Raw genomic sequence first — 18,340 nt, 5'->3', positions numbered from 1 at the left:
GATTTGGCATGCTGGCATTCTGGTTCAAAATACCGCTTTGGCAGCGCGTGATCGCAGCGCTTGTCCTTGGTGTGATCACCGGGATGGTCTGGGGACCGGAATCCGAAACGATCAAATGGATTGGCGACTTCTTCATCAAGTCGATCAAGATGCTTGTCGTCCCGCTGATTTTCTTCTCGCTCGTCGCCGGTGTAGCCGCGTTGGGCGATCTCAAGAAACTGGGCAGCGTTGGCGGACGGGCAATGATTCTGTTCGTGATCACCGGTCAGATTGCCGCCTGGCTCGGCCTTGCGCTCGGTACGTTTTTCCAGCCCGGCAAGGGGGTTGAAACGGCCGCCATTCAAAAAGGCGAGACGCCGGTTCCCAATGACACGACCGCAGTCGACATGATCCTGTCGATCGTGCCGGACAGCCCGGTGCAGGTGATGGCCGACGTCCGCGTCTTGCCTTTGATCGTGTTCGCTCTGCTGATCGGCATTGGCATATTGATGGCGAAGGAAGACGGCAAGCCGCTCGCCAAAATCTTCGATAGCGGCGCGGTGGTGATGCAGAAGGTCACGATGATCGTTATGGAACTGACGCCCTTCGGTGTCTTCGCGCTGATGGCCTGGGTTGCGGGGACGCTGGGCACCGACGCCTTGATATCGCTGGCGCAGCTGGTTGGTCTCAACTATCTTGGCTGTCTGCTGATCATCGGTGTCATGTACAGCGCGATGATCAAGTTCGTCGCGAAACTCCCGGTGATCGATTTCTTCCGCGGGATCGTCGACGCGATTGCAGTCAGCTATTCCACAGCCTCGTCCAACGCGACCCTGCCGGTGACCCTGCGCTGCGTCGAGCGCAACCTCGGCGTCAGCAATTCGGTTGCGAGCTTCGTGGTGTCGCTTGGTGCTACAATCAATATGAACGGCACCGCCATGTATTTAGGCCTCGCTACATTGTTTGGTGCGCAGATATTTGGCGTCGATCTGAGCTGGGGCGATTATCTCCTGATCTCGATCACCTCGACCCTGGGAGCGATCGGCGCGGCCGGCATACCGGGCGCCGGCCTGATCATGATGGCTTTGGTCTTCGGCAGCGTCGGCGTGCCGCTCGAAACCATAGCCTTTGTCGCTGGCGTCGACCGGATCATGGACATGATGCGGACCACCACCAATGTCTCGGGCGATGCCGCCGTGGCGGTGACGGTGGCGTCAATGACGAACGAGATTGACCGCGAAGAAATGATCTCGGCGGACGATGTTTGATATCCGAGTATGGCAGCCGATCCTCTAGTTATGACGGGGCATTGGGTCGGAGTCTTTGGATATCCAGGAGTTTTTCAGGAAACTGCTTTTCAAGCTAAGATTACGGAAAATTGCGGCCACATTTCGGGTGAAGTAAGCGAAACTGAACGCGGCCAGTTTTTGACCGCTCGTTTGAATGGATCCAGGTCGGGTTCAACGGTTTCCTTTTTGAAGCTATACGATATTTCAAACGAAGAATATGATGACATCGCCTATGAAGGAACGCTTTCCGTTGATGGGCGACAGCTCTCGGGAACATGGATTATCCATGGCAACTGGAGTGGTGATTTCGTGATGACACGGGCGAACCGGTCAAGCCAATCGGTTGCTATCGAGGAAACGGTAAAAACCTCGAGATAGCTTAATCCGCAAATGGATCGGTCACCAAAATAGTATCTTCCCGCTCCGGCGAAGTGCTTACCAACGCCACCGGGCACTGGATCAGTTCCTCGACGCGTTTGATATATTTGATCGCCTGCGCCGGAAGATCGGCCCAGCTGCGCGCGCCGGCAGTGGATTCGCTCCACCCTTCCATGGTTTCGTAAACCGGTTTGACCGCTGCCTGGTCCTGATGATGGGGCGGCAGATAGTCATAGGTGATGCCGTCCAGCTCATAGCCGACGCAGATTTTCAGTTGCTCGAAACCGTCGAGCACGTCCAGCTTGGTCAGTGCGATGCCGTGGACGCCGGACACGGCCAGAGCCTGCCGGACCAACACCGCATCGAACCAGCCGCAGCGCCGCTGTCTGCCGGTGACAGTACCAAATTCATGGCCGCGTTCGCCGAGCCGCTGGCCGATATCATCATCCAGTTCGGTCGGGAATGGGCCGGAGCCGACGCGGGTTGTATAAGCCTTGGTAATCCCGAGTACATAGCCGGTACCGGACGGGCCAATGCCCGACCCGCCAGCAGCGGTGCCGGAAATCGTGTTCGAGCTGGTGACAAAGGGATAGGTGCCATGGTCGACGTCGAGCAGTACGCCTTGCGCACCCTCGAACAATATGCGCTTGCCGTCACGCCGGGCTTCGTTGAGGCGTTTCCAGACGGGCTGGGCATATTGCAGCACGCTGTCAGCGATTTCCTTGAGGTCGGCGAGCAGCCGCTCGCGATCCACGGGAGGCTCGCCAAAGCCGGCACGGAGCGCATCATGATGCGCACATAGTCGGTCCAGTTGCGGCCCCAGATCGTCGAGATGGGCGAGATCACAAACCCGGATTGCGCGGCGGCCGACCTTGTCTTCATAGGCGGGGCCAATCCCGCGCCGGGTCGTCCCGATCTTGCCTTTGCCGCTGGCATCTTCCCGCATGGCATCGAGATCGCGGTGGATCGGCAGGATCAGCGGGCAGGTTTCGGCGATACCGAAATTATCCGTATTGATCACTACGCCCTGGTTCTCGAGTTTCTTGATCTCCTCGCGCAAATGCCACGGATCGAGTACCACGCCATTGCCGATGATCGACAAGGCGCCGCGGACGATACCCGAAGGGAGCAAGGACAGCTTGTAAACCGCGCCGTCGACAACCAGTGTATGACCGGCGTTATGGCCGCCCTGAAAGCGGACAACGACATCGGCGCGTTCGGACAGCCAGTCGACAATCTTGCCTTTGCCTTCATCACCCCATTGTGCGCCGATTACCGTTACATTGGCCATATAGTCTCTTTCTTACAGTGGTTCCGGCTGGTTGCCGTTCAAGATATGGGAGCATCCAAGCGCCGCGGCCTGGTCGTTATCGGACAGCGCTGCCACGGTGCGCCATCCTGCTTCTCTCAGCTTCGCGGCGGCGGCGGGGTCATGTCCGATGGGCAGGAATATCTGATCCCATTTTTTCGTGCCGAATCCAGCATCGATCAAAGGGTTGGGGTAAAGCGAGAAGCCGACCGCGTTTTCGGTGTCACCGTCCGGGCGCATAATTTCATAGCTGCCACCGCGGCCCAGCGCACCGATAAAAGTATCGGCATAGAGGGTGAAGCCTAACCAGTTCTGATATTCAAAGCCGTGACGCTCGGTCGGATCGAGGGTCAGGCTGGCCTTGCCTCTGATACTGTCGGCAATTTTGGCAAGACCGTCGAGACGGGAGTCGAGCAGTCCATTGGTATCGAAGGCCTGCAAACGCTCCATCGCCTCGTCAAACGGGCCTGTCGCCTCGATCAGCGGCAGATAGCCGTTCGCGCCGATCGCCGCGAGACCGCCAGCATCCTTCATGTCCAGTTCGTTCCGCACTTCAGCAATTTGTGCCGCGTTCAGCGGCAATGGTCCTGCTGCCAAAATGTCAATCAGGTCGGGCAATGTGAAATCAACGGTAATGCCTGTCACACCGGCGCGTTCCAGCGCTTCGATCGCGACCGAGACAATCTCGCTGGCGGCGATGACGCTGTCACTGCCGATCAGCTCCGCGCCAATTTGCAACCGGCTGCGTTCCGGCTGCAATTGTCCTGAGCGCAATTTTAGCACTTGCCCCGAATAGCTGAGCCGGAGCGGACGGGGCCGGTCGGCGAGGCTTGTCGTCGCAATGCGGCCGATTTGCATCGTCATATCCGGTCGCAGCGCCAATGTGCGTTGCGAAATCGGATCGACAAAGCGCATCAGGTCGCTTCTCGAGGCGCCCTGCATCCGTTCGGTCAATCCATCTTCATATTCCGCCAACGGCGGCGTTACCCGGGCATAGCCATGGCTGGCCAGCGTATCCAGTACATCGCGTTCCAGTCGCGATGCCGCCTCGGCATAAGGCGGCAGCGCGTCGTGAAATCCTTCCGGCAAGAGATTGGATGGTATTCGCATGGCCCTGCTCCATAGCCCAAGCCAAGCCTCAGGCCATCTTTTTTCTTGGCTTTTGGTCTAGCGAATCAAAAGCTCAGCGCCTTGACCGTCTTCACGCCTTCCAGCTGGCAGATGGACCATAGCACAGGCTCCTTCACCGGCGAATCGATCGAAAGCAGGAGTACTGCTTCCCCGCCTGGCGCATCGCTGCGGCGACCAAGGTGGAATGTGCCGATATTGACGCCGGCTGAGCCAAGTGTGGTGCCCACGCTGCCGATAAAGCCAGGTTCGTCACGGTTGACGATATAGAGCATGTCGCCTTCCATGTCGGCTTCGACTTTGATGCCGAACATTTCGACCAGTCGCGGGCCGGACGATCCGAACAGCGTACCGGCAACCGATTTCTCACCTTCGTCGGTGGTCACCGATACCCGGACCAGAGTATGATAGTCGCCTTCCCGCTCGTGGCGGATTTCGCGGACGTCCAGACCGCGTTCTTTCGCCAGATAGGGTGCGTTGACCATGTTGACCGTGTCACTATAGGCGCGCATCAGCCCGGCAAGCACGGCGGCAGTAATGGGTTTCTGGTCGAGCTCAGCAGCCGCGCCCTCGACTTCGACGGAGACGCCCTTGATCTGGTCTGCCGCGAGTTGTCCCACGAGCGAGCCCAATTGTGTGGCCAGCGCCATATAGGGTTTGAGCTTCGGCGCCTGCTCTGCCGAAAGGCTTGGCATGTTGAGTGCATTTTCCACGCCCCCATTGACCAGATAATCGGCCATTTGTTCCGCGACCTGGATTGCGACATTGACCTGTGCTTCGCTGGTAGAGGCACCAAGATGCGGCGTACAAATCAGATTGGGTGTGCCGAACAGTGCGTTTTCCTTCGCCGGTTCCTCCGCGTAGACGTCGAGCGCCGCGCCGGCGACATGACCCGATTCCAGAGCTCCCTTCAGCGCTGCTTCATCGATCAGGCCGCCGCGGGCGCAGTTGATGATCCGGACACCGGGCTTGGTTTTCGCGAGGGCTTCTGCGGACAGGATATTGCGCGTCTGGTCGGTCAGCGGCGTGTGCATGGTGATAAAGTCGGCGCGGGCGAGCAGGTCGTCCAGCGTCACTTTCTCGACACCCATTTCCACGGCGCGCTCCTCGGTCAGAAACGGGTCATAGGCGACCACTTTCATTCTGAGGCCGATGGCGCGTTCGGCGACAATCGAGCCGATATTGCCGGCACCGATCAGGCCGAGCGTCTTGTTGGTCAGTTCGACGCCCATGAACTTCGATTTTTCCCACTTGCCGGCCTGGGTCGAGGCATCGGCGGAGGGGAGCTGTCGCGCGAGCGCGAACATCAGCGCGATGGCATGTTCTGCCGTCGTGATGCTGTTGCCGAACGGCGTGTTCATGACGACGACACCCTTGGCAGAAGCCGCCGGGATATCGACATTGTCGACGCCGATACCGGCACGGCCAACCACTTTCAAATTGGTTGCCGCTTCCAGTATCTCGGGTGTGACCGTGGTCGAGGACCGGATCGCGAGCCCGTCATATTCGCCAATGATCGCTTTCAGCTCTTCCGGAGTCTGACCGGTAATTTCGTCAACCTCGCATCCCCGTTCACGGAAAATCTCGGCGGCTTTCGGGTCCATTTTGTCGGATATTAATATTTTTGGCATGTCTATATTCCTTGTTGGGATCGTGATGTCAGCGTTGGCCGACATCCAAAGCACGGCCCGAACATTGCAGGCAGCGGTTTGCGCCCCGGCCTTGGCCGGGACGAGAGAATGATCAGGAAAGTTCGGCTTTCACCTGCGCATAGGCCCATTCGATCCAGGGCAGCAGGCGGCGGATATCTTCTTCCTCGACCGTCGAACCACACCAGATACGCAGGCTTGGCGGCGCATCGCGATAACCGTTGAAGTCATAGCCGATGCCCATTTCGTCGAGCATCCCTGCGATCTTCTTCGGCACAGCTGCCTTTGCATCATCGTCGAGGCTGTCATACCAGTCGCCCTGGAAAACCATGCAAACACCGGTGTTGGTCCATTTCGCCGGATCGCTGACCATATTGCGCATCCATGGCGTGGCTGCGATCCAGTCATGGACGATTTTCGCGTTGCGGTCGGCGCGGGCGTTGAGTTCGGCCAGGCCGCCAATCGACTTCGCCCATTCGAGCGACGCGATATAATCCTCGGTTGCGAGCAGCGAAGGCGTGTTGATCGTAGCGCCTTCGAAAATCGCCCGGTTGAGCTTGTCGCCCTTTTTCACCCGGAAGATTTTCGGCAACGGCCAGGACGGAGTATAGCTTTCAATCCGTTCAACGGCGCGCGGGCTGAGAATCAGCATGCCGTGGCCGGCTTCCGAACCCATGACCTTCTGCCAGCTATAGGTGGTGGCATCGAGCTTGGACCAGTCCATCGGCTGGGCAAAGACGGCGCTGGTCGCGTCGTTGATCGTCACTCCCTCGCGGTCATCAGCAATCCAGTCGGTATCGGGAATTCTTGCGCCCGAAGTTGTGCCATTCCAGGTGAAGACGATGTCATCGCCCTTGTCGATTCCGCTAAGATCCGGAATTTCGCCATAATCGGCTTCCAGCACGGTCAGGTTTGCCGGCTTCAATTGCTTGACTGCGTCCTGAATCCAGACATTGCCAAAGCTTTCCCACGCAGCAACCGTTACCGGACGGGCACCAAGCATATTCCACATCGCCAGTTCGACGGCTCCGGTATCCGAAGCCGGAACAATGCCGATCAGATAATCATCGGGAATACCAAGCAATTCACGGCTCAGGTCGATGGCATATTTCAGCCGCCCCTTGCCAGTTGCCGATCGATGGGAGCGGCCCATTGCGATAGTGTTGATTTTATCAAGGGACCAGCCAGGAAACTTGGCGGTGGGACCCGAAGAAAAATTCGGGCAGTCTGGACGCAACTCAGGCGTCGGTATCGTATTATCAGTCATTTTAACGCTTCTCCTTACAGAGAGCTCGCGCGGCGTTGGGACCGCGTGGCCCGGCGCCGCTTTGTATTGTGCGGCGCAGCAAGTCAAGCGTGATCTTGGTTGCTGGCGAAACCGGTTATTTTTTCTGGAACAGTATCTCGCCGCGGCGCGACACCAGAAGTTTTTCTAAGGAAACCGGGTGAAAATAGGCCTCTACCCGGTCGCCCTCGGGAGTGGTGCCATAGACTTCGTAACACCCGCCATCGACCTTCGACTTTTTGATCGTCCAGCCTTTTGCAACGAGATTCGCTTCCAGTTCAGCACGGGTTTTCCAATCGGATTGCGGTCCTGCTTCGCATCGCATCTTGCCAGTGGCATAGGCCGGAACGGCAAGGGCGGTTGTTGCAATTACTGCGGCGGCCGCAGTTGCAATCATCGAATATTTCATTGTCACAATCTCCAAGTCAGTTAAATTTGCAGCGATGTGCGATGTTTCCTTTTATCCTGCCCCGCTGGTAGGGACAATTTATTCACAAGGATCATTAGCTAAAATTTAACCATCTTATGCCAGGGAATTGGCTATGGATATAGTAGCCAAAAAGACACGTTCGATACGTAGAATATTGATACTGGGGATATTGTCGTCGGCGCTAAGCGCTTGCGGAGCCATTCCGGGGGGGCGAGCTGAGCAGGCACAGCGTCCCTCGTCCTCGGCCGGACTGGGTGCGTTTGATCCTAGTCCATCGGCGCGCCAGTGTTTCAGCGATCTCGGCAAGGCCAACATCCGTTTTTCGCCTCTGCCCAACCGGCAGTTCAGTGGAGGGTGTAGTCAGATCGACAGCATCAAGCTGCTTGATGTCGGTGCCGATGTCACAAATTTGGGGCCGGTAAAATGCGAACTGGCCGGCAAATTTGCTGCCTGGACCGAATTTGCCGTCAAACGGGCAGCGCGCAAATATCTCGGCAGCGATCTTAAGCGGATCGAGACCATGGGGAGCTACAGTTGCCGCAATATTGCCGGGTCGGGCAAATTGTCACAGCATGCGCACGCCAATGCGATCGACGTGTCCGCTTTTGTGCTTACCGATGGTCGCCGGATAACTGTCGAGAATAATTGGAAGAGCGGTCGCAGCGAAATGCAGTTCCTGAGCGCAATTCACGACAGCGCCTGTAAACGCTTTGGTACGGTTCTTAGTCCCAATTACAATGCTGCCCACCGCGATCATTTCCATCTCGATATGAGCGGAAACGGATATTGTCGATAGGGCCATAAGGCCACTGGCCAGTCACAAATCTTTGCTCTAGGGCGAAGCCATGACCAATAAAGATCTCCATGACCGCCGGTTTTACCGTGCCAAACAAGAAGCCGAATTCGCCGAAAAAGCTGGCACAGCCCAGACTCGGGACCCGGCTTATCGCCTAGCTTTTCAGGACACCGAATTTTTGCTTCGCGAAGAGCTGCGGCCCGTCCGTTTTCAGCTTGAGTTGCTGAAGCCGGAAATGCTGCTTGATGAAGCGGGGATCGGATCGACTTTGGTAATGTATGGGTCCGCGCGGATACCTTCGCCAGATCAGGCTGATGCGCTGATTGAGGCCGCGGTTGACGACGAATCACGCAAAATTGCCGAGCGATTGAAAGCCAAAGCCAAATATTATGACGAAGCCCGCCATTTGGCGCGGCTGGCGAGCAGTTGCGGTATATCGGACAATGGCAAACGGGATTTCGTGGTTTGCTCTGGCGGCGGGCCTTCGATCATGGAAGCGGCCAATCGCGGCGCTGCCGATGCTGGACAAGAGTCTATCGGGCTCAATATTGTCTTGCCTCACGAACAGGCGCCCAATGAATATGTCACGCCATCGCTGAGTTTTCAGTTTCACTATTTTGCGTTACGGAAGATGCACTTTCTGTTGCGTGCCAGAGCGGTGGCGGTATTCCCGGGCGGGTTCGGAACGCTGGATGAGTTTCTCGAGCTTGTCACTCTGGTCCAGACTGGCAAGATGGAAAAACTTCCCATTCTGTTGTTTGGAAAAGACTTCTGGAATCGGGTGATCAATTTCGACGCCCTGGCAGAAGAAGGGACGATCAGCCGCAAGGACCTCGACCTGTTCCAGTTCGTAGAAACGGGAGACGAGGCTTGGGAGATTATCCAGCAATTTTATGAGCTGGATTGCGACTAGGGCAATCCGGGCGGCGGCTTATTCTTCCGCTGCCGCCGCGTTTGCTTCTACCGCTTCCTCAGCCTCTGCAGAAGCGCCTGCTTCTGCTTCTGCATCGTCTTCAGCTGGCGCTTCGGCGACTGGTGCAGCCGGAAGCGGTACGTTCGATCCCTGTGCGTTCAGGTAGACCATCAGATTGGCGCGATCCTCCGCTTTGCCGAGTCCGGCAAAGGTCATCTTCGTGCCATTGGCATATTTGCGCGGCGATGTCAGCCATGCGTCCATACCCGCCCAGTCCCAGTTTCCTGGAATGCTTTTCAGGGCATCGCTATAGGCAAAACCGGCGACATGGCCGTGAGGCTTGCCCATGGTTCCCCACAAATTCGGACCGATGCCATTGGCTCCGCCCTGATTGATTGTATGGCAAGCTGCACATTTGGCAAATACCTTCTCGCCAGCGGCAGGATCTGCGGTTTGTAGCAACGTTTCCATCGACGGGCCAGCGTTACCACCGCCACCGGAGGCTTCCACTCCCTCAATTTCAAAGCCCATGATTTCTGGCCGTTCATGCTTGCCGGCATGGAAATATTTTCCGCTGACAATGGAAAAACCCAAAGCGGCAATGCCGCCCGCCAAAACCCAACCTGCGATGGTATTGTTGTTGCTCATATTGTCTCTCAAACCCCTGAGTGAGCGGCGGCGCAGAGCCTGCCAAATTTGTGCTGTCTGTAAAGAGGGCGAGGGGCCAACGCAAGGCCTCAATTGTTGCATCAGTTGCAATTGTGAATAGGAAATCTGAAGTGCCTTGATGCACAGGTCACTTCCCTCTTGCTCACTCCTGTCCGGTTCGACTATCGCGGCGAAGAAGAAGAGGGGCATGATGGACAGCTTTCCGCAAAATGCATTGGGTATGGTCAAAAAAATGACCGAAAAAGGCGCAGAAATGCCGGAAAAGGCGATTGCCTTTCAGGGCGCGCCTGGTGCGAACTCCCATCTCGCCGCGCTTGACTATGCGCCGGATGGCTTGCCGGTTCCCTGTTTTTCCTTTGAGGATGCGATTGATGCGGTGAAGCAGGGCACAGCGGGAAGTGCGATCATTCCAATCGAAAATTCCCTCCATGGCCGGGTAGCGGACATCCATTTTCTGCTCCCCGAATCGGGCCTGTATATTGTCGATGAATATTTTATGCTGATTCAGCATTGTCTGATGGCGAAATCGGCGGATGTCGAGGTCAGGACGGCGATGAGTCATCCGCAAGCGCTCGGCCAATGCCGTCACTATCTTCGCAAACGTGGAATCATCCCCATGGCTTATGCTGATACCGCCGCAGCGGCCGCATATGTGGCCCAGTCGGATGATCCGTATGCCGCAGCTATCGCACCGCGGCTGGCGGCCCAGATTTATGGGCTGCAGCCCATTGAAGACGCAATTGAAGATTCACCGGACAATATCACGCGCTTTGTTGTGCTTGCCCCCACTGCATCGCAGCCCGAACCCAATGGTCCGCTGATGACGACGTTCATTTTCGAGGTCAAGAATATCCCTGCAGCGCTCTACAAGGCGATGGGCGGCTTTGCGACCAATGGCGTCAACATGACCAAGCTGGAAAGCTACCAGCAGGGTGGCAGCTTCGCTGCGACGGAATTTTTCGCTGATATCGAGGGTGCTCCCGGTGATCCGGCTGTCGACCGGGCGCTGGAGGAGCTAAGCTTTCATTGCAACAGCGTGCGGATATTGGGAACCTATCGGCAAGCGCGGCCCAGGACAGTGATAAGCTAACGCAACGATTATCGGTTGGATGATTCGACATCATTGCCGAATAGCATGATCATCGTTCCGAACATGGTCAGTAGAATGAAGCCCGCGCCTTTCAAACGATTTCCAGGAGCGAGAAAAGCCCGCCGCGCAGCGATGGCAGACTGCAATGTATAATAAAGCGCAAAGGCGCGACTGGCATAGGCGATAATCTGAAAGATATTGGCACTCCATGTCAGAATCAGGCCAATTGCCACCAGCAGCGCATAACCCGTGCGTGCGTCGATCCGACCCCGAGTCAGCTCCTCAACCAGTCCGCCGGAACCGCTGGTATCGGCAATCGCCGCGCTGAACTGGGCCGCAAGTGCGGCTGCCACAAGTAATATCGGCAATATGGGGGTGATGATTCCCATCATGTCGATAATTGCGGTTTCGCTGAGCACAAATTGCTCACGTTCGAATGTGTAGGCAAACAGGCCGATATAGATCATGTAGATTACCGCGCTGACGATCTGCGCAAGTCGCATCGACCGGATCCGGGTGTTCGAGTCATAATCATGACCCAGATAACGCGAGGTCTCAAAACCTTGCACGGTGATGATGAGCCCGAAAGCGAGCGTGATAGCGGGCCAGCCAGAAAGCTGTGGCGCATGGACAAAGAGTGCCGACGCGGCGGCTTTCTGGTAGAAATAACAAGTGAGGCCGACCAGCAGGCCGATGATAATCGCCAGCTTCAGCGTCACCGCGCTATATTCCATCCTTTCCAATGCTTTGAAACCCTGGGTCCAGCCGACGATCAGGATAAGTATATAAACAGCAGAGGTCAGCAGCTTGGCATTGGCATGATTGTCGAAAGCGGTCAGGCTAACCCCAAATGCGCCAAACAGATTGAGATAATAGCCGACCGATATAGTGAAGGCGAATACGAGCGCCCAGGACGCGGCTAGCTCCAGCCGGGTGACCCAAATATCCTGCCGCGGATGCTCGATATTGCGGAGGAAGATGTTGAACCGGATCGCTCCGCCAAACAGATAGGCTCCAAGACACAGGCCAGCCATAACCAGCGGAGCCATATAACCATAGTCGGATACCAATATTGGGGCGAGCACGAGAAAGCCGCTGCCAATGATGGATGCCAGCGGCGTTACTGTCGCCCGCCAGACCGCCAATTTGGACAGTCGCGGCGAGAGCAGCAAAAAGCCGGTGACGATTGTCGACAGGATGATGAAAATATTGAGCGTCAAAATAATGCTTGATGATTCTCGACGAGGGAAAGGCAGAATAGGCCTCTGCCCGTCCGCTTGTCGATGGCTTTTTGGGCTGCGTCACAGCAGGGCTTAATCATTTATTGGTGGTTTACCTTTATTCCGCCCCGCATATTTGTCGTTTTGCCTGATCAGCATGACGATGCAGCTATTAAGGGGGGGCAATGATCTTTTCACGACGTCACATCATTGCGGGTGCCGGAATTGTCGGTTTGGCTGGACTTACGGGCTGTACGGGCCGTTTCGGTACGGCCACGTCATATCTGACGCCCGTATTGCGGCCGCAATTTCATAATATGGTCACGGCCTGGTGTGACATTCTCCTTCAGCAGATACGGGACCAGCGTGTGCCACCGCCGCGCGCAGCCTATAATCTCGCGATGCCGACTGCCGCCGGGTTTCTCGCCGCCAACGCCATATTGCAAGCCTATGATGACCCTTTTGGTATCGGCCCGGGGCCCCGGCGAGCCGATGCCCAAATGGCATATGGCGTGGCATTTGCCACAGCGGCCTCCGAAGTATTTCAGCAACCCTTTGTCGGTGAGCGCACGGATTTCGCCAACGGCATCGCTGACGGCGAGGCCAAGACGCTGGGTGCCGAATGGGGTAGGCAGGTTGGCCTGAAAATTGTCAAAATGCGTACCCGTGACGGATCTCAACCCAGCAAAGTAAACTATTATTTGAACCGCTACCAGCGGCGCCATGATGCTCTTCAATGGACACCCACCGGACCGCTATACAGCGCCAAGCCTGGTCCTGCCTTTGATAGTTTTTCCCGACCGCTTTTTCCCGGCCATGGACAGATCAAACCCTGGACGATGGGCCGCACCGAAAACTTCCGGTCGGCTCCTTTCCACGATCCGGCCAGTCCGGAATTTGCCGATGAATATGACCAGGTTAAGGTATTGGGCCGCGCTGATAGCCGGGAGCGCACTGCCGATCAGAGCGAGATAGCCATGTTTTGGGAAGACGGTCCGTGGGGGATTACGCCGCCCGGCCATTATATGCTGATTGCTATCCAGGTGCTGCAGGACCGCAACCTGTCTTTCATCGAATGGGCGCGAGCAATGGCGCTGGTCGGGATGACCCAGTGCGATGCGTCGATCCAGGCCTGGGACACCAAATATCACTATGATGTGATTCGCCCCGAAACAGCGATCCGCCACCGGGCACCGAAATTCGGCAATCGCGATCCCCGGGTCGAACGCGAGAAGCAGTGGCGCAGCTATATCCCGACACCAGAATTCCCTTCCTATACGTCCGGTCATTCGACCTTTGGCGCGGCGGGTGCCAAGATGATCGGACATATCCTGGGTACGGATGAAGTGCGCTTTTCGCATCAGTCGCCCGATCAGGTGCTCTGGCCACGATTGCGCGGTATCACCCGCCACTGGAACCGGCTGAGCGATGCCGCGGAGGAGAATGGCATGAGCCGTATCTATGGCGGTGTTCACTGGTTGCGGGATCATCAGGCCGGAATGGATGCCGGTAAGGCGATTGCCGACCATGCCCACGCCCATTTTTTCCGGCCGAGGGTGTGAACCATGAAAACCGGATTTTTACGCTTGCTGGTCGTTCCGACTGTTGTTGGGGTATTTGTCCTGACGGCCGGAGCCGCAAAGGCTCAGATCAGTCTCAACTATGATGATCTTTCATCTTTTGAAGAACCGCTCGCATTTGAAATCGGTCAAGCCACCGTTCTGGTGGGCGGTGTCATAGACGTGCCGGTCAAGCTCACGGTGGACGATAGCATCTTTCATGGCGATGTGGATGTCAGTCTGGTCACCAACCTGGACATCAGTATCGAGATGCAGCTCGCCAACCGGTGGAATGTCGGGGTGTCCTATTTCGGGCAATATGATGAAAACAGGAATGACTATGAGGATAATGTCGCAGGCTTTGTCCGGACGAGCTGGGGTAGTCTGATCGGAGGCAATGTCGACGGTCTGGTGCGGGAAGCCACACGGCGGCGGCGCGCGGTTGGCAATTCCAACTTGGCATTTGACGATTTTTACGGCCGTATCAACCGTTGGGGTGGCGGTTATAGCGGGCGCTTTGGCCCGGCGATCCTGACTGGCATTGCCGATGCCGACGGTAATTTCGAGCTGGGCGGGCAATTTCAGCGGCCGATTGGCAGGCGAGATTATCGTTTCTCTGCTCGCGTCGCCAAAGCCCGCTATCTGGCACCGGATGGTGTAACCGATTTCGAAACCCTGGGCGCTGCAATTGTTGGTGAATTTGTCTATGGCAGTAGCCTGTTCGATCTCGGCTTTGGTTACGAGAATCTCCAGGCGGGCCCCATCGATCTGAATCGCTGGTATATATCCGGGGGAACACAGACAAAAATTGGCGTGCTGAGCCTATCTGCTGCTGGCCATTATGGTGAGCTGGATGGCACATCCGAAGCTTCTGCTTCGCTGGGTATGCGATATGATATCGCACGCGGCCTATCGACCAATCTGGGCGTCAATGCGCGCAAGGCCCAGATTGCACGGGATGGAATATCGGTGGTCAACGAAGATGAAACCAGTGCGACTGCTTCCCTTCGTTACAGCTTTTAATAGCCTGGTCCTGCTATCGTCCAGCGAGCTTCTTGGCCTCGGCCAGATGGGTGCGACCGATACGGATTTCATTGCCGCATTTGAGGCAAGCCATCCACACACCGCCGCCATCATGGCGTAGCCCTGCAATCCAGTCGCGCCGGACAAGATGGGAACGGTGCAGCCGGATAAAATCGTCCGGATTCAATCGCTCTTCCAGCCCGGTGATCGTCTGGTGCAGGAGATAGCTTACGCTGCCAACATGGAGCCGCATATAGTCGCGCTCTGCCTCGATCCGGTCGATTTCGCAGGCGACAATGCGGCGCAGTTCGGATTTGTAGGGAACCCAGAATTCTTCCGCCCAGGGGGAGTCCTCCGCTTCATCAGTTCGCGGCTCCGCTGTGCGTTCCCGGACACGGGATATCGCCAGCGTCAGGCGCTCGTTTTCGACCGGTTTTAGAACATAATCAATGGCCGCAACATCAAAAGCCTCGACTGCAAATCGATCGAAGGCCGTGACAAAGATGATCGCGGGGGCATCGGCCTTGCCGGATAAAGCGCGCGCGACATCGAGCCCATCCTTGCCCGGCATCGCGATATCAAGCAGCAGAAGGTCTGGTTGCAATTGTTCGGTAAGCCGCAGGGCCGCCTCGCCGTCGCTGGCGGTGCCAATGAGATCGATTTGGGGTTGCCGCGCGCAGAGCAGCTGCAAGCGCTCGATCGCCAATGGTTCATCGTCAACAATCAGTGTCTTGAGCGGTTTGGATTCGATTTCTTCGATCATGGATTGTCCAGCATCAACGGTAAGGTCAATTGTGCAATATAGCCCCCTTCTGCCGGACGTACAGTCTGCAGACTGGCTTGTCTGCCAAAGCGGGTTTCGAGACGGTCGCGAACGTTGGCGAGGCCGATACCGCTGTTCAGGCCGTCGTCCTGCAGATCCACGGGTCGCGGATCACCATCATCGGCAACCGTAAGGACAAGATTGTCACCGTCGGACCGTGCGCTGATCGAGATGGTGACCGGCCGCTTGCTGTGAGAGACGCTATGCTTGATCGCATTTTCGACCAGCGGTTGCAGGATGAGTCCCGGAACCAGCACGCCGAGCAGTTCGTCCGGAATGGCGACTTTTGTTTTGAGCCGTTCCGGAAAGCGGACTGCTTCGATATCGAGATAGAGATTCTGCAGATGGACTTCTTCCGACAGGGGAACATCCTCAAGCGGGTCACCCGACAGGCTGGTGCGATAGAATTTGGAAAGGTTGAGTATCATTTCCTCCGCCTCAGCGGGCTGTTGTCGCATTACCAGGGTACTCAGACTGTTCAGGGTGTTGAACAGGAAATGCGGGTTGACTTGATAGCGGAGCGACCGCAGTTCCGCATCCTGCGCGGCTTGCGCAAAACGGGCGGCCTTGCGCTCGATCTGCCGGACTTCGCCTGCATAGCTCAAGGTCAGATAGAGCGACGCCCAGCTGATGATGAAGAAAAAGCGGGATGTCGCATCTTCGGAAATTGCCTTCAGGGCCAAATTTTCCTGCGTCATATATTTGCGCATTTCCTCGACATGCGCTTCGTCCCAAAGGTTTTCCGGATAATAGATATTGAAGACATAGTGATTGAACCCGGCGATGATGATCGCGCAGGGAATGGCCGCTGCGAAGGCTGTTAGAATGCGGGTTGAAAGCGCTTTATTTTCGAACTGTCGCAGCAACAGATACAGCAGATAGGTTATGCCGATACCAAAAATTGTCACGACAATGCGGCGCATCGCCATTTCCCCTTGAGCGGGCCAGTCGCCGATTGAAGCGCGCAGGGTGAGGACAATCACATAAAAGAGCCAGAATCCGAGAATGGACAGGATGGCGACCTGATGTCCGACGGATGGCTTGTGATTTCCGAGTTCAAATTTTCTCATGTGCGTTCAATTCGTGGTTCCTGGCCAGCTTAGGGCAATTTGGTATCAATTGTCTCTAGGGGAATAGTGTCCGGTCGAAACAGGCTTGCGGTTGGTCGAAACTTTCTAAGTCTAGTGCGCAATTTTCCGAATCCAGATGTTCAATATTGAACAAATCTGCACCGATTTAACCAATTGCTAACCATGTTTGGGCCAAATGTTTGGGTGGGATCATTCAAAAGGGAGTCCCGAGAGCATGACCAAAGAAATACAACCTGTCCCCGGCGCTGTGACGCTGGTCGAAATCAAGGAATTTGCGAGCTTCAGCTCTGCGACGCAACGCTATATTCGCCGATCGCTGGATGTCGGTCTCGAACGTTCGGACGCCATTGAAACATGGTCACGCGACAAGGTGGAAGAAGAGGGTATCAAGGTCCAGATGTCTTTGTACCAGCGGCTTCGCGATATCCGCAAAGCCATTCCGGACGATTGCGCGATCGACAGTATCGAAGCCTTCATGCCGTCCCTGATCTCACTTGCGGCTTATGATCTCGGTCAGGGCCGTATTCAGAGTTTTCCGGCGTTTCGTTTTCTTTACGAACGTCTGCTGGGTCCGGAGTCCCGTCCCTGGCTACCAGGCGCATTTTGTGCGGCCGCTGCGCTGCCCCATCTGCACCCGAAAACCCGCAAGAATCTGCTCCAATCGATCAGTGAAGCCGCGGCAACCGCACCCGGCTGGTCAACGCGCGAGCCCAGCTTTTTTCCGGAATGGGTCGAAAAAGTCGATATGAGTAAAGCCGCTCACCGACCTATGTGATTCAGGCGGTTGCCGGTTGGCCGGTGATCGCCGCCTCATATTCGCTTTCGGCGCGCTGGATCAAATGTCGATCATCCTCGTTCCACGGATGGAATCCGGGCAGGAAGAATTTGAACCATGGAATGATGATCGCACGTGCAATTCCCGGCTCTATGAGCAGGAATTTTAGCAGTTTCAGCTTCACACGCCATCCCGTCAATCCGTCCTGGGCGAGCAAGTCGAGCGTGTCATTCCAGCGATTGCTCCAGAAATTCCGGGTGATGACCAGCATCATCAGCGCTTTGACTTTCCAGCGTTGCCAGCGGCTCCAGTCGCGCGTCGCATATAGCCATGTGTCATAAGCCACGCCCTTATGTTCAATTTCCTCCAATGCGTGCCAGCGCCATAGATCGGCAGTTTCCAGATCGGAATCTTTCCAGTGCCGGGGGTTGGCCAGGAATTGCTGCGCCATGATTGCGGTAAAATGCTCAAGGATCATTGTTGCGGCCAGATTGGCAATTTTTGGGCGGCCCTTGGTCATATTGAGTGATTCAGTAATCCGCTGCTCGATGCGGCTGGTATCATAGCCGCTGTCTTCAACCCGGCGGTTGAGTGCGAGATGTTCGCGGCTGTGGATCACTTCTTGCTGAATGAAGGCCCGAATCTCTTTTTGTAGTTTTTGGGGCGTGAGGTCCCGGAATTCTTTTACACTTTCAATGAAAAAAGCCTCGCCGCGCGGGAATGTGAGCGACAGACAATTGTAAAAGGCGGTCGCGACGGGATCGCCATTTTGCCAGTATTTTGCGGGGTTATGTCCTGTTTCTCGCCCGAAGCGGCGGTCACGCGGCGTGATTTCATGGTCCGCAGGCGTCGGCGTACGGATCGGCTCCGGTTCGGCGTGGAGGGTGCTGGGCATATTCATCAGATGTTTCCATTATACGAAATGCGGCCTATA

The 18,340-nt window shown here is 56.2% G+C and carries 18 protein-coding genes; 8 read left to right on the top strand and 10 right to left on the bottom strand.

Annotated elements, in window-relative coordinates; all coding sequences use genetic code 11:
* The first annotated feature begins 8 nt into the window (after nt 1-8).
* Together ACN0WX_RS01730 and ACN0WX_RS01725 are read left to right on the top strand one after the other, a co-directional pair.
* Nucleotides 9-1,247: a dicarboxylate/amino acid:cation symporter gene (locus tag ACN0WX_RS01730; protein WP_417621187.1), complete on the top strand. Its 1,239-nt coding sequence runs from the start codon at nt 9-11 to the stop codon at nt 1,245-1,247.
* Nucleotides 1,248-1,256: 9 nt separating this feature from the next.
* Nucleotides 1,257-1,646 (top strand): hypothetical protein, encoded by a 390-nt coding sequence (locus ACN0WX_RS01725; protein WP_417620545.1) that lies wholly within the window; start codon nt 1,257-1,259, stop codon nt 1,644-1,646.
* A 1-nt stretch (nt 1,647) separates the two neighbouring features.
* On the opposite strand, the gene ACN0WX_RS01720 is transcribed toward ACN0WX_RS01725, so the two are convergent.
* From ACN0WX_RS01720 to ACN0WX_RS01700, 5 genes are all read right to left on the bottom strand, one after another.
* Complete coding sequence (locus tag ACN0WX_RS01720; RefSeq protein WP_417620544.1) at nt 1,648-2,937, bottom strand: adenylosuccinate synthase; 1,290 nt, start codon at nt 2,935-2,937, stop codon at nt 1,648-1,650.
* 12 nt (nt 2,938-2,949) lie between these two features.
* The gene (locus ACN0WX_RS01715; protein WP_417620543.1) at nt 2,950-4,065 is read right to left on the bottom strand and encodes an ATP phosphoribosyltransferase regulatory subunit; all 1,116 of its coding nucleotides are present in this window, start codon (nt 4,063-4,065) and stop codon (nt 2,950-2,952) included.
* Between the two features lie 65 nt (nt 4,066-4,130).
* Complete coding sequence (gene serA / locus ACN0WX_RS01710) at nt 4,131-5,714, bottom strand: phosphoglycerate dehydrogenase (protein WP_417620542.1); 1,584 nt, start codon at nt 5,712-5,714, stop codon at nt 4,131-4,133.
* Nucleotides 5,715-5,826: 112 nt separating this feature from the next.
* Entirely contained in the window at nt 5,827-6,999 is a 1,173-nt protein-coding gene (locus ACN0WX_RS01705) for a phosphoserine transaminase (RefSeq protein ID WP_417620541.1), read from the bottom strand.
* Between the two features lie 115 nt (nt 7,000-7,114).
* The gene (locus tag ACN0WX_RS01700; protein WP_417620540.1) at nt 7,115-7,414 is read right to left on the bottom strand and encodes a PepSY domain-containing protein; all 300 of its coding nucleotides are present in this window, start codon (nt 7,412-7,414) and stop codon (nt 7,115-7,117) included.
* A gap of 145 nt (nt 7,415-7,559) precedes the next feature.
* Here ACN0WX_RS01700 and ACN0WX_RS01695 point away from each other — a divergent pair, with 145 nt between their 5' ends.
* On the top strand, nt 7,560-8,243 hold the full coding sequence (locus ACN0WX_RS01695; RefSeq protein ID WP_417620539.1) for an extensin family protein: 684 nt from the start codon (nt 7,560-7,562) through the stop codon (nt 8,241-8,243).
* A gap of 49 nt (nt 8,244-8,292) precedes the next feature.
* Nucleotides 8,293-9,156 carry a TIGR00730 family Rossman fold protein gene (locus ACN0WX_RS01690; protein WP_417620538.1) on the top strand — a complete coding sequence of 288 codons (864 nt, stop codon included), beginning with the start codon at nt 8,293-8,295 and terminating at the stop codon, nt 9,154-9,156.
* An 18-nt stretch (nt 9,157-9,174) separates the two neighbouring features.
* On the opposite strand, the gene ACN0WX_RS01685 is transcribed toward ACN0WX_RS01690, so the two are convergent.
* Nucleotides 9,175-9,804, bottom strand: a complete 630-nt coding sequence (locus ACN0WX_RS01685; RefSeq protein ID WP_417620537.1) for a c-type cytochrome — start codon at nt 9,802-9,804, stop codon at nt 9,175-9,177.
* 211 nt (nt 9,805-10,015) lie between these two features.
* Here ACN0WX_RS01685 and ACN0WX_RS01680 point away from each other — a divergent pair, with 211 nt between their 5' ends.
* The gene (locus ACN0WX_RS01680; RefSeq protein ID WP_417621186.1) at nt 10,016-10,915 is read left to right on the top strand and encodes a prephenate dehydratase; all 900 of its coding nucleotides are present in this window, start codon (nt 10,016-10,018) and stop codon (nt 10,913-10,915) included.
* A gap of 8 nt (nt 10,916-10,923) precedes the next feature.
* On the opposite strand, the gene ACN0WX_RS01675 is transcribed toward ACN0WX_RS01680, so the two are convergent.
* Nucleotides 10,924-12,135: a hypothetical protein gene (locus tag ACN0WX_RS01675; protein ID WP_417620536.1), complete on the bottom strand. Its 1,212-nt coding sequence runs from the start codon at nt 12,133-12,135 to the stop codon at nt 10,924-10,926.
* A gap of 185 nt (nt 12,136-12,320) precedes the next feature.
* Here ACN0WX_RS01675 and ACN0WX_RS01670 point away from each other — a divergent pair, with 185 nt between their 5' ends.
* Both ACN0WX_RS01670 and ACN0WX_RS01665 read left to right on the top strand, forming a co-directional pair.
* Nucleotides 12,321-13,697, top strand: coding sequence for a vanadium-dependent haloperoxidase (locus ACN0WX_RS01670; protein WP_417620535.1), 1,377 nt, complete (start codon nt 12,321-12,323; stop codon nt 13,695-13,697).
* Nucleotides 13,698-13,700: 3 nt separating this feature from the next.
* The gene (locus ACN0WX_RS01665; protein ID WP_417620534.1) at nt 13,701-14,717 is read left to right on the top strand and encodes a hypothetical protein; all 1,017 of its coding nucleotides are present in this window, start codon (nt 13,701-13,703) and stop codon (nt 14,715-14,717) included.
* 13 nt (nt 14,718-14,730) lie between these two features.
* On the opposite strand, the gene ACN0WX_RS01660 is transcribed toward ACN0WX_RS01665, so the two are convergent.
* Nucleotides 14,731-15,480 (bottom strand): LytR/AlgR family response regulator transcription factor, encoded by a 750-nt coding sequence (locus tag ACN0WX_RS01660; protein ID WP_417620533.1) that lies wholly within the window; start codon nt 15,478-15,480, stop codon nt 14,731-14,733.
* Nucleotides 15,477-16,610 carry a sensor histidine kinase gene (locus tag ACN0WX_RS01655; protein ID WP_417620532.1) on the bottom strand — a complete coding sequence of 378 codons (1,134 nt, stop codon included), beginning with the start codon at nt 16,608-16,610 and terminating at the stop codon, nt 15,477-15,479. The genes ACN0WX_RS01660 and ACN0WX_RS01655 overlap by 4 nt, the downstream gene beginning before the upstream one ends.
* A gap of 235 nt (nt 16,611-16,845) precedes the next feature.
* Here ACN0WX_RS01655 and ACN0WX_RS01650 point away from each other — a divergent pair, with 235 nt between their 5' ends.
* Nucleotides 16,846-17,406 (top strand): hypothetical protein, encoded by a 561-nt coding sequence (locus tag ACN0WX_RS01650; RefSeq protein WP_417620531.1) that lies wholly within the window; start codon nt 16,846-16,848, stop codon nt 17,404-17,406.
* Between the two features lies 1 nt (nt 17,407).
* Here ACN0WX_RS01650 and ACN0WX_RS01645 read toward each other — a convergent pair whose 3' ends face one another.
* Complete coding sequence (locus ACN0WX_RS01645; RefSeq protein WP_417620530.1) at nt 17,408-18,307, bottom strand: metal-dependent hydrolase; 900 nt, start codon at nt 18,305-18,307, stop codon at nt 17,408-17,410.
* Nucleotides 18,308-18,340: the final 33 nt, after the last annotated feature.

The sequence above is a fragment of the Parasphingorhabdus sp. genome, assembly GCF_048269915.1.
Lineage (GTDB): Bacteria > Pseudomonadota > Alphaproteobacteria > Sphingomonadales > Sphingomonadaceae > Parasphingorhabdus.
This window is presented reverse-complemented; position numbering and strand designations above follow the sequence as displayed.

Coding starts and splice junctions, on each gene's coding strand:
- ACN0WX_RS01720 (WP_417620544.1), bottom strand. CDS start 2,937: ATGGCCAATGTAACGGTAATCGGCGCACAATGGGGTGATGAAGGCAAA.
- ACN0WX_RS01645 (WP_417620530.1), bottom strand. CDS start 18,307: ATGAATATGCCCAGCACCCTCCACGCCGAACCGGAGCCGATCCGTACG.
- ACN0WX_RS01660 (WP_417620533.1), bottom strand. CDS start 15,480: ATGATCGAAGAAATCGAATCCAAACCGCTCAAGACACTGATTGTTGAC.
- ACN0WX_RS01680 (WP_417621186.1), top strand. CDS start 10,016: ATGGACAGCTTTCCGCAAAATGCATTGGGTATGGTCAAAAAAATGACC.
- ACN0WX_RS01695 (WP_417620539.1), top strand. CDS start 7,560: ATGGATATAGTAGCCAAAAAGACACGTTCGATACGTAGAATATTGATA.
- ACN0WX_RS01725 (WP_417620545.1), top strand. CDS start 1,257: ATGGCAGCCGATCCTCTAGTTATGACGGGGCATTGGGTCGGAGTCTTT.
- ACN0WX_RS01715 (WP_417620543.1), bottom strand. CDS start 4,065: ATGCGAATACCATCCAATCTCTTGCCGGAAGGATTTCACGACGCGCTG.
- ACN0WX_RS01670 (WP_417620535.1), top strand. CDS start 12,321: ATGATCTTTTCACGACGTCACATCATTGCGGGTGCCGGAATTGTCGGT.
- ACN0WX_RS01655 (WP_417620532.1), bottom strand. CDS start 16,610: ATGAGAAAATTTGAACTCGGAAATCACAAGCCATCCGTCGGACATCAG.
- ACN0WX_RS01665 (WP_417620534.1), top strand. CDS start 13,701: ATGAAAACCGGATTTTTACGCTTGCTGGTCGTTCCGACTGTTGTTGGG.
- ACN0WX_RS01650 (WP_417620531.1), top strand. CDS start 16,846: ATGACCAAAGAAATACAACCTGTCCCCGGCGCTGTGACGCTGGTCGAA.
- ACN0WX_RS01730 (WP_417621187.1), top strand. CDS start 9: ATGCTGGCATTCTGGTTCAAAATACCGCTTTGGCAGCGCGTGATCGCA.
- ACN0WX_RS01690 (WP_417620538.1), top strand. CDS start 8,293: ATGACCAATAAAGATCTCCATGACCGCCGGTTTTACCGTGCCAAACAA.
- ACN0WX_RS01700 (WP_417620540.1), bottom strand. CDS start 7,414: ATGATTGCAACTGCGGCCGCCGCAGTAATTGCAACAACCGCCCTTGCC.
- ACN0WX_RS01685 (WP_417620537.1), bottom strand. CDS start 9,804: ATGAGCAACAACAATACCATCGCAGGTTGGGTTTTGGCGGGCGGCATT.
- serA (WP_417620542.1), bottom strand. CDS start 5,714: ATGCCAAAAATATTAATATCCGACAAAATGGACCCGAAAGCCGCCGAG.
- ACN0WX_RS01705 (WP_417620541.1), bottom strand. CDS start 6,999: ATGACTGATAATACGATACCGACGCCTGAGTTGCGTCCAGACTGCCCG.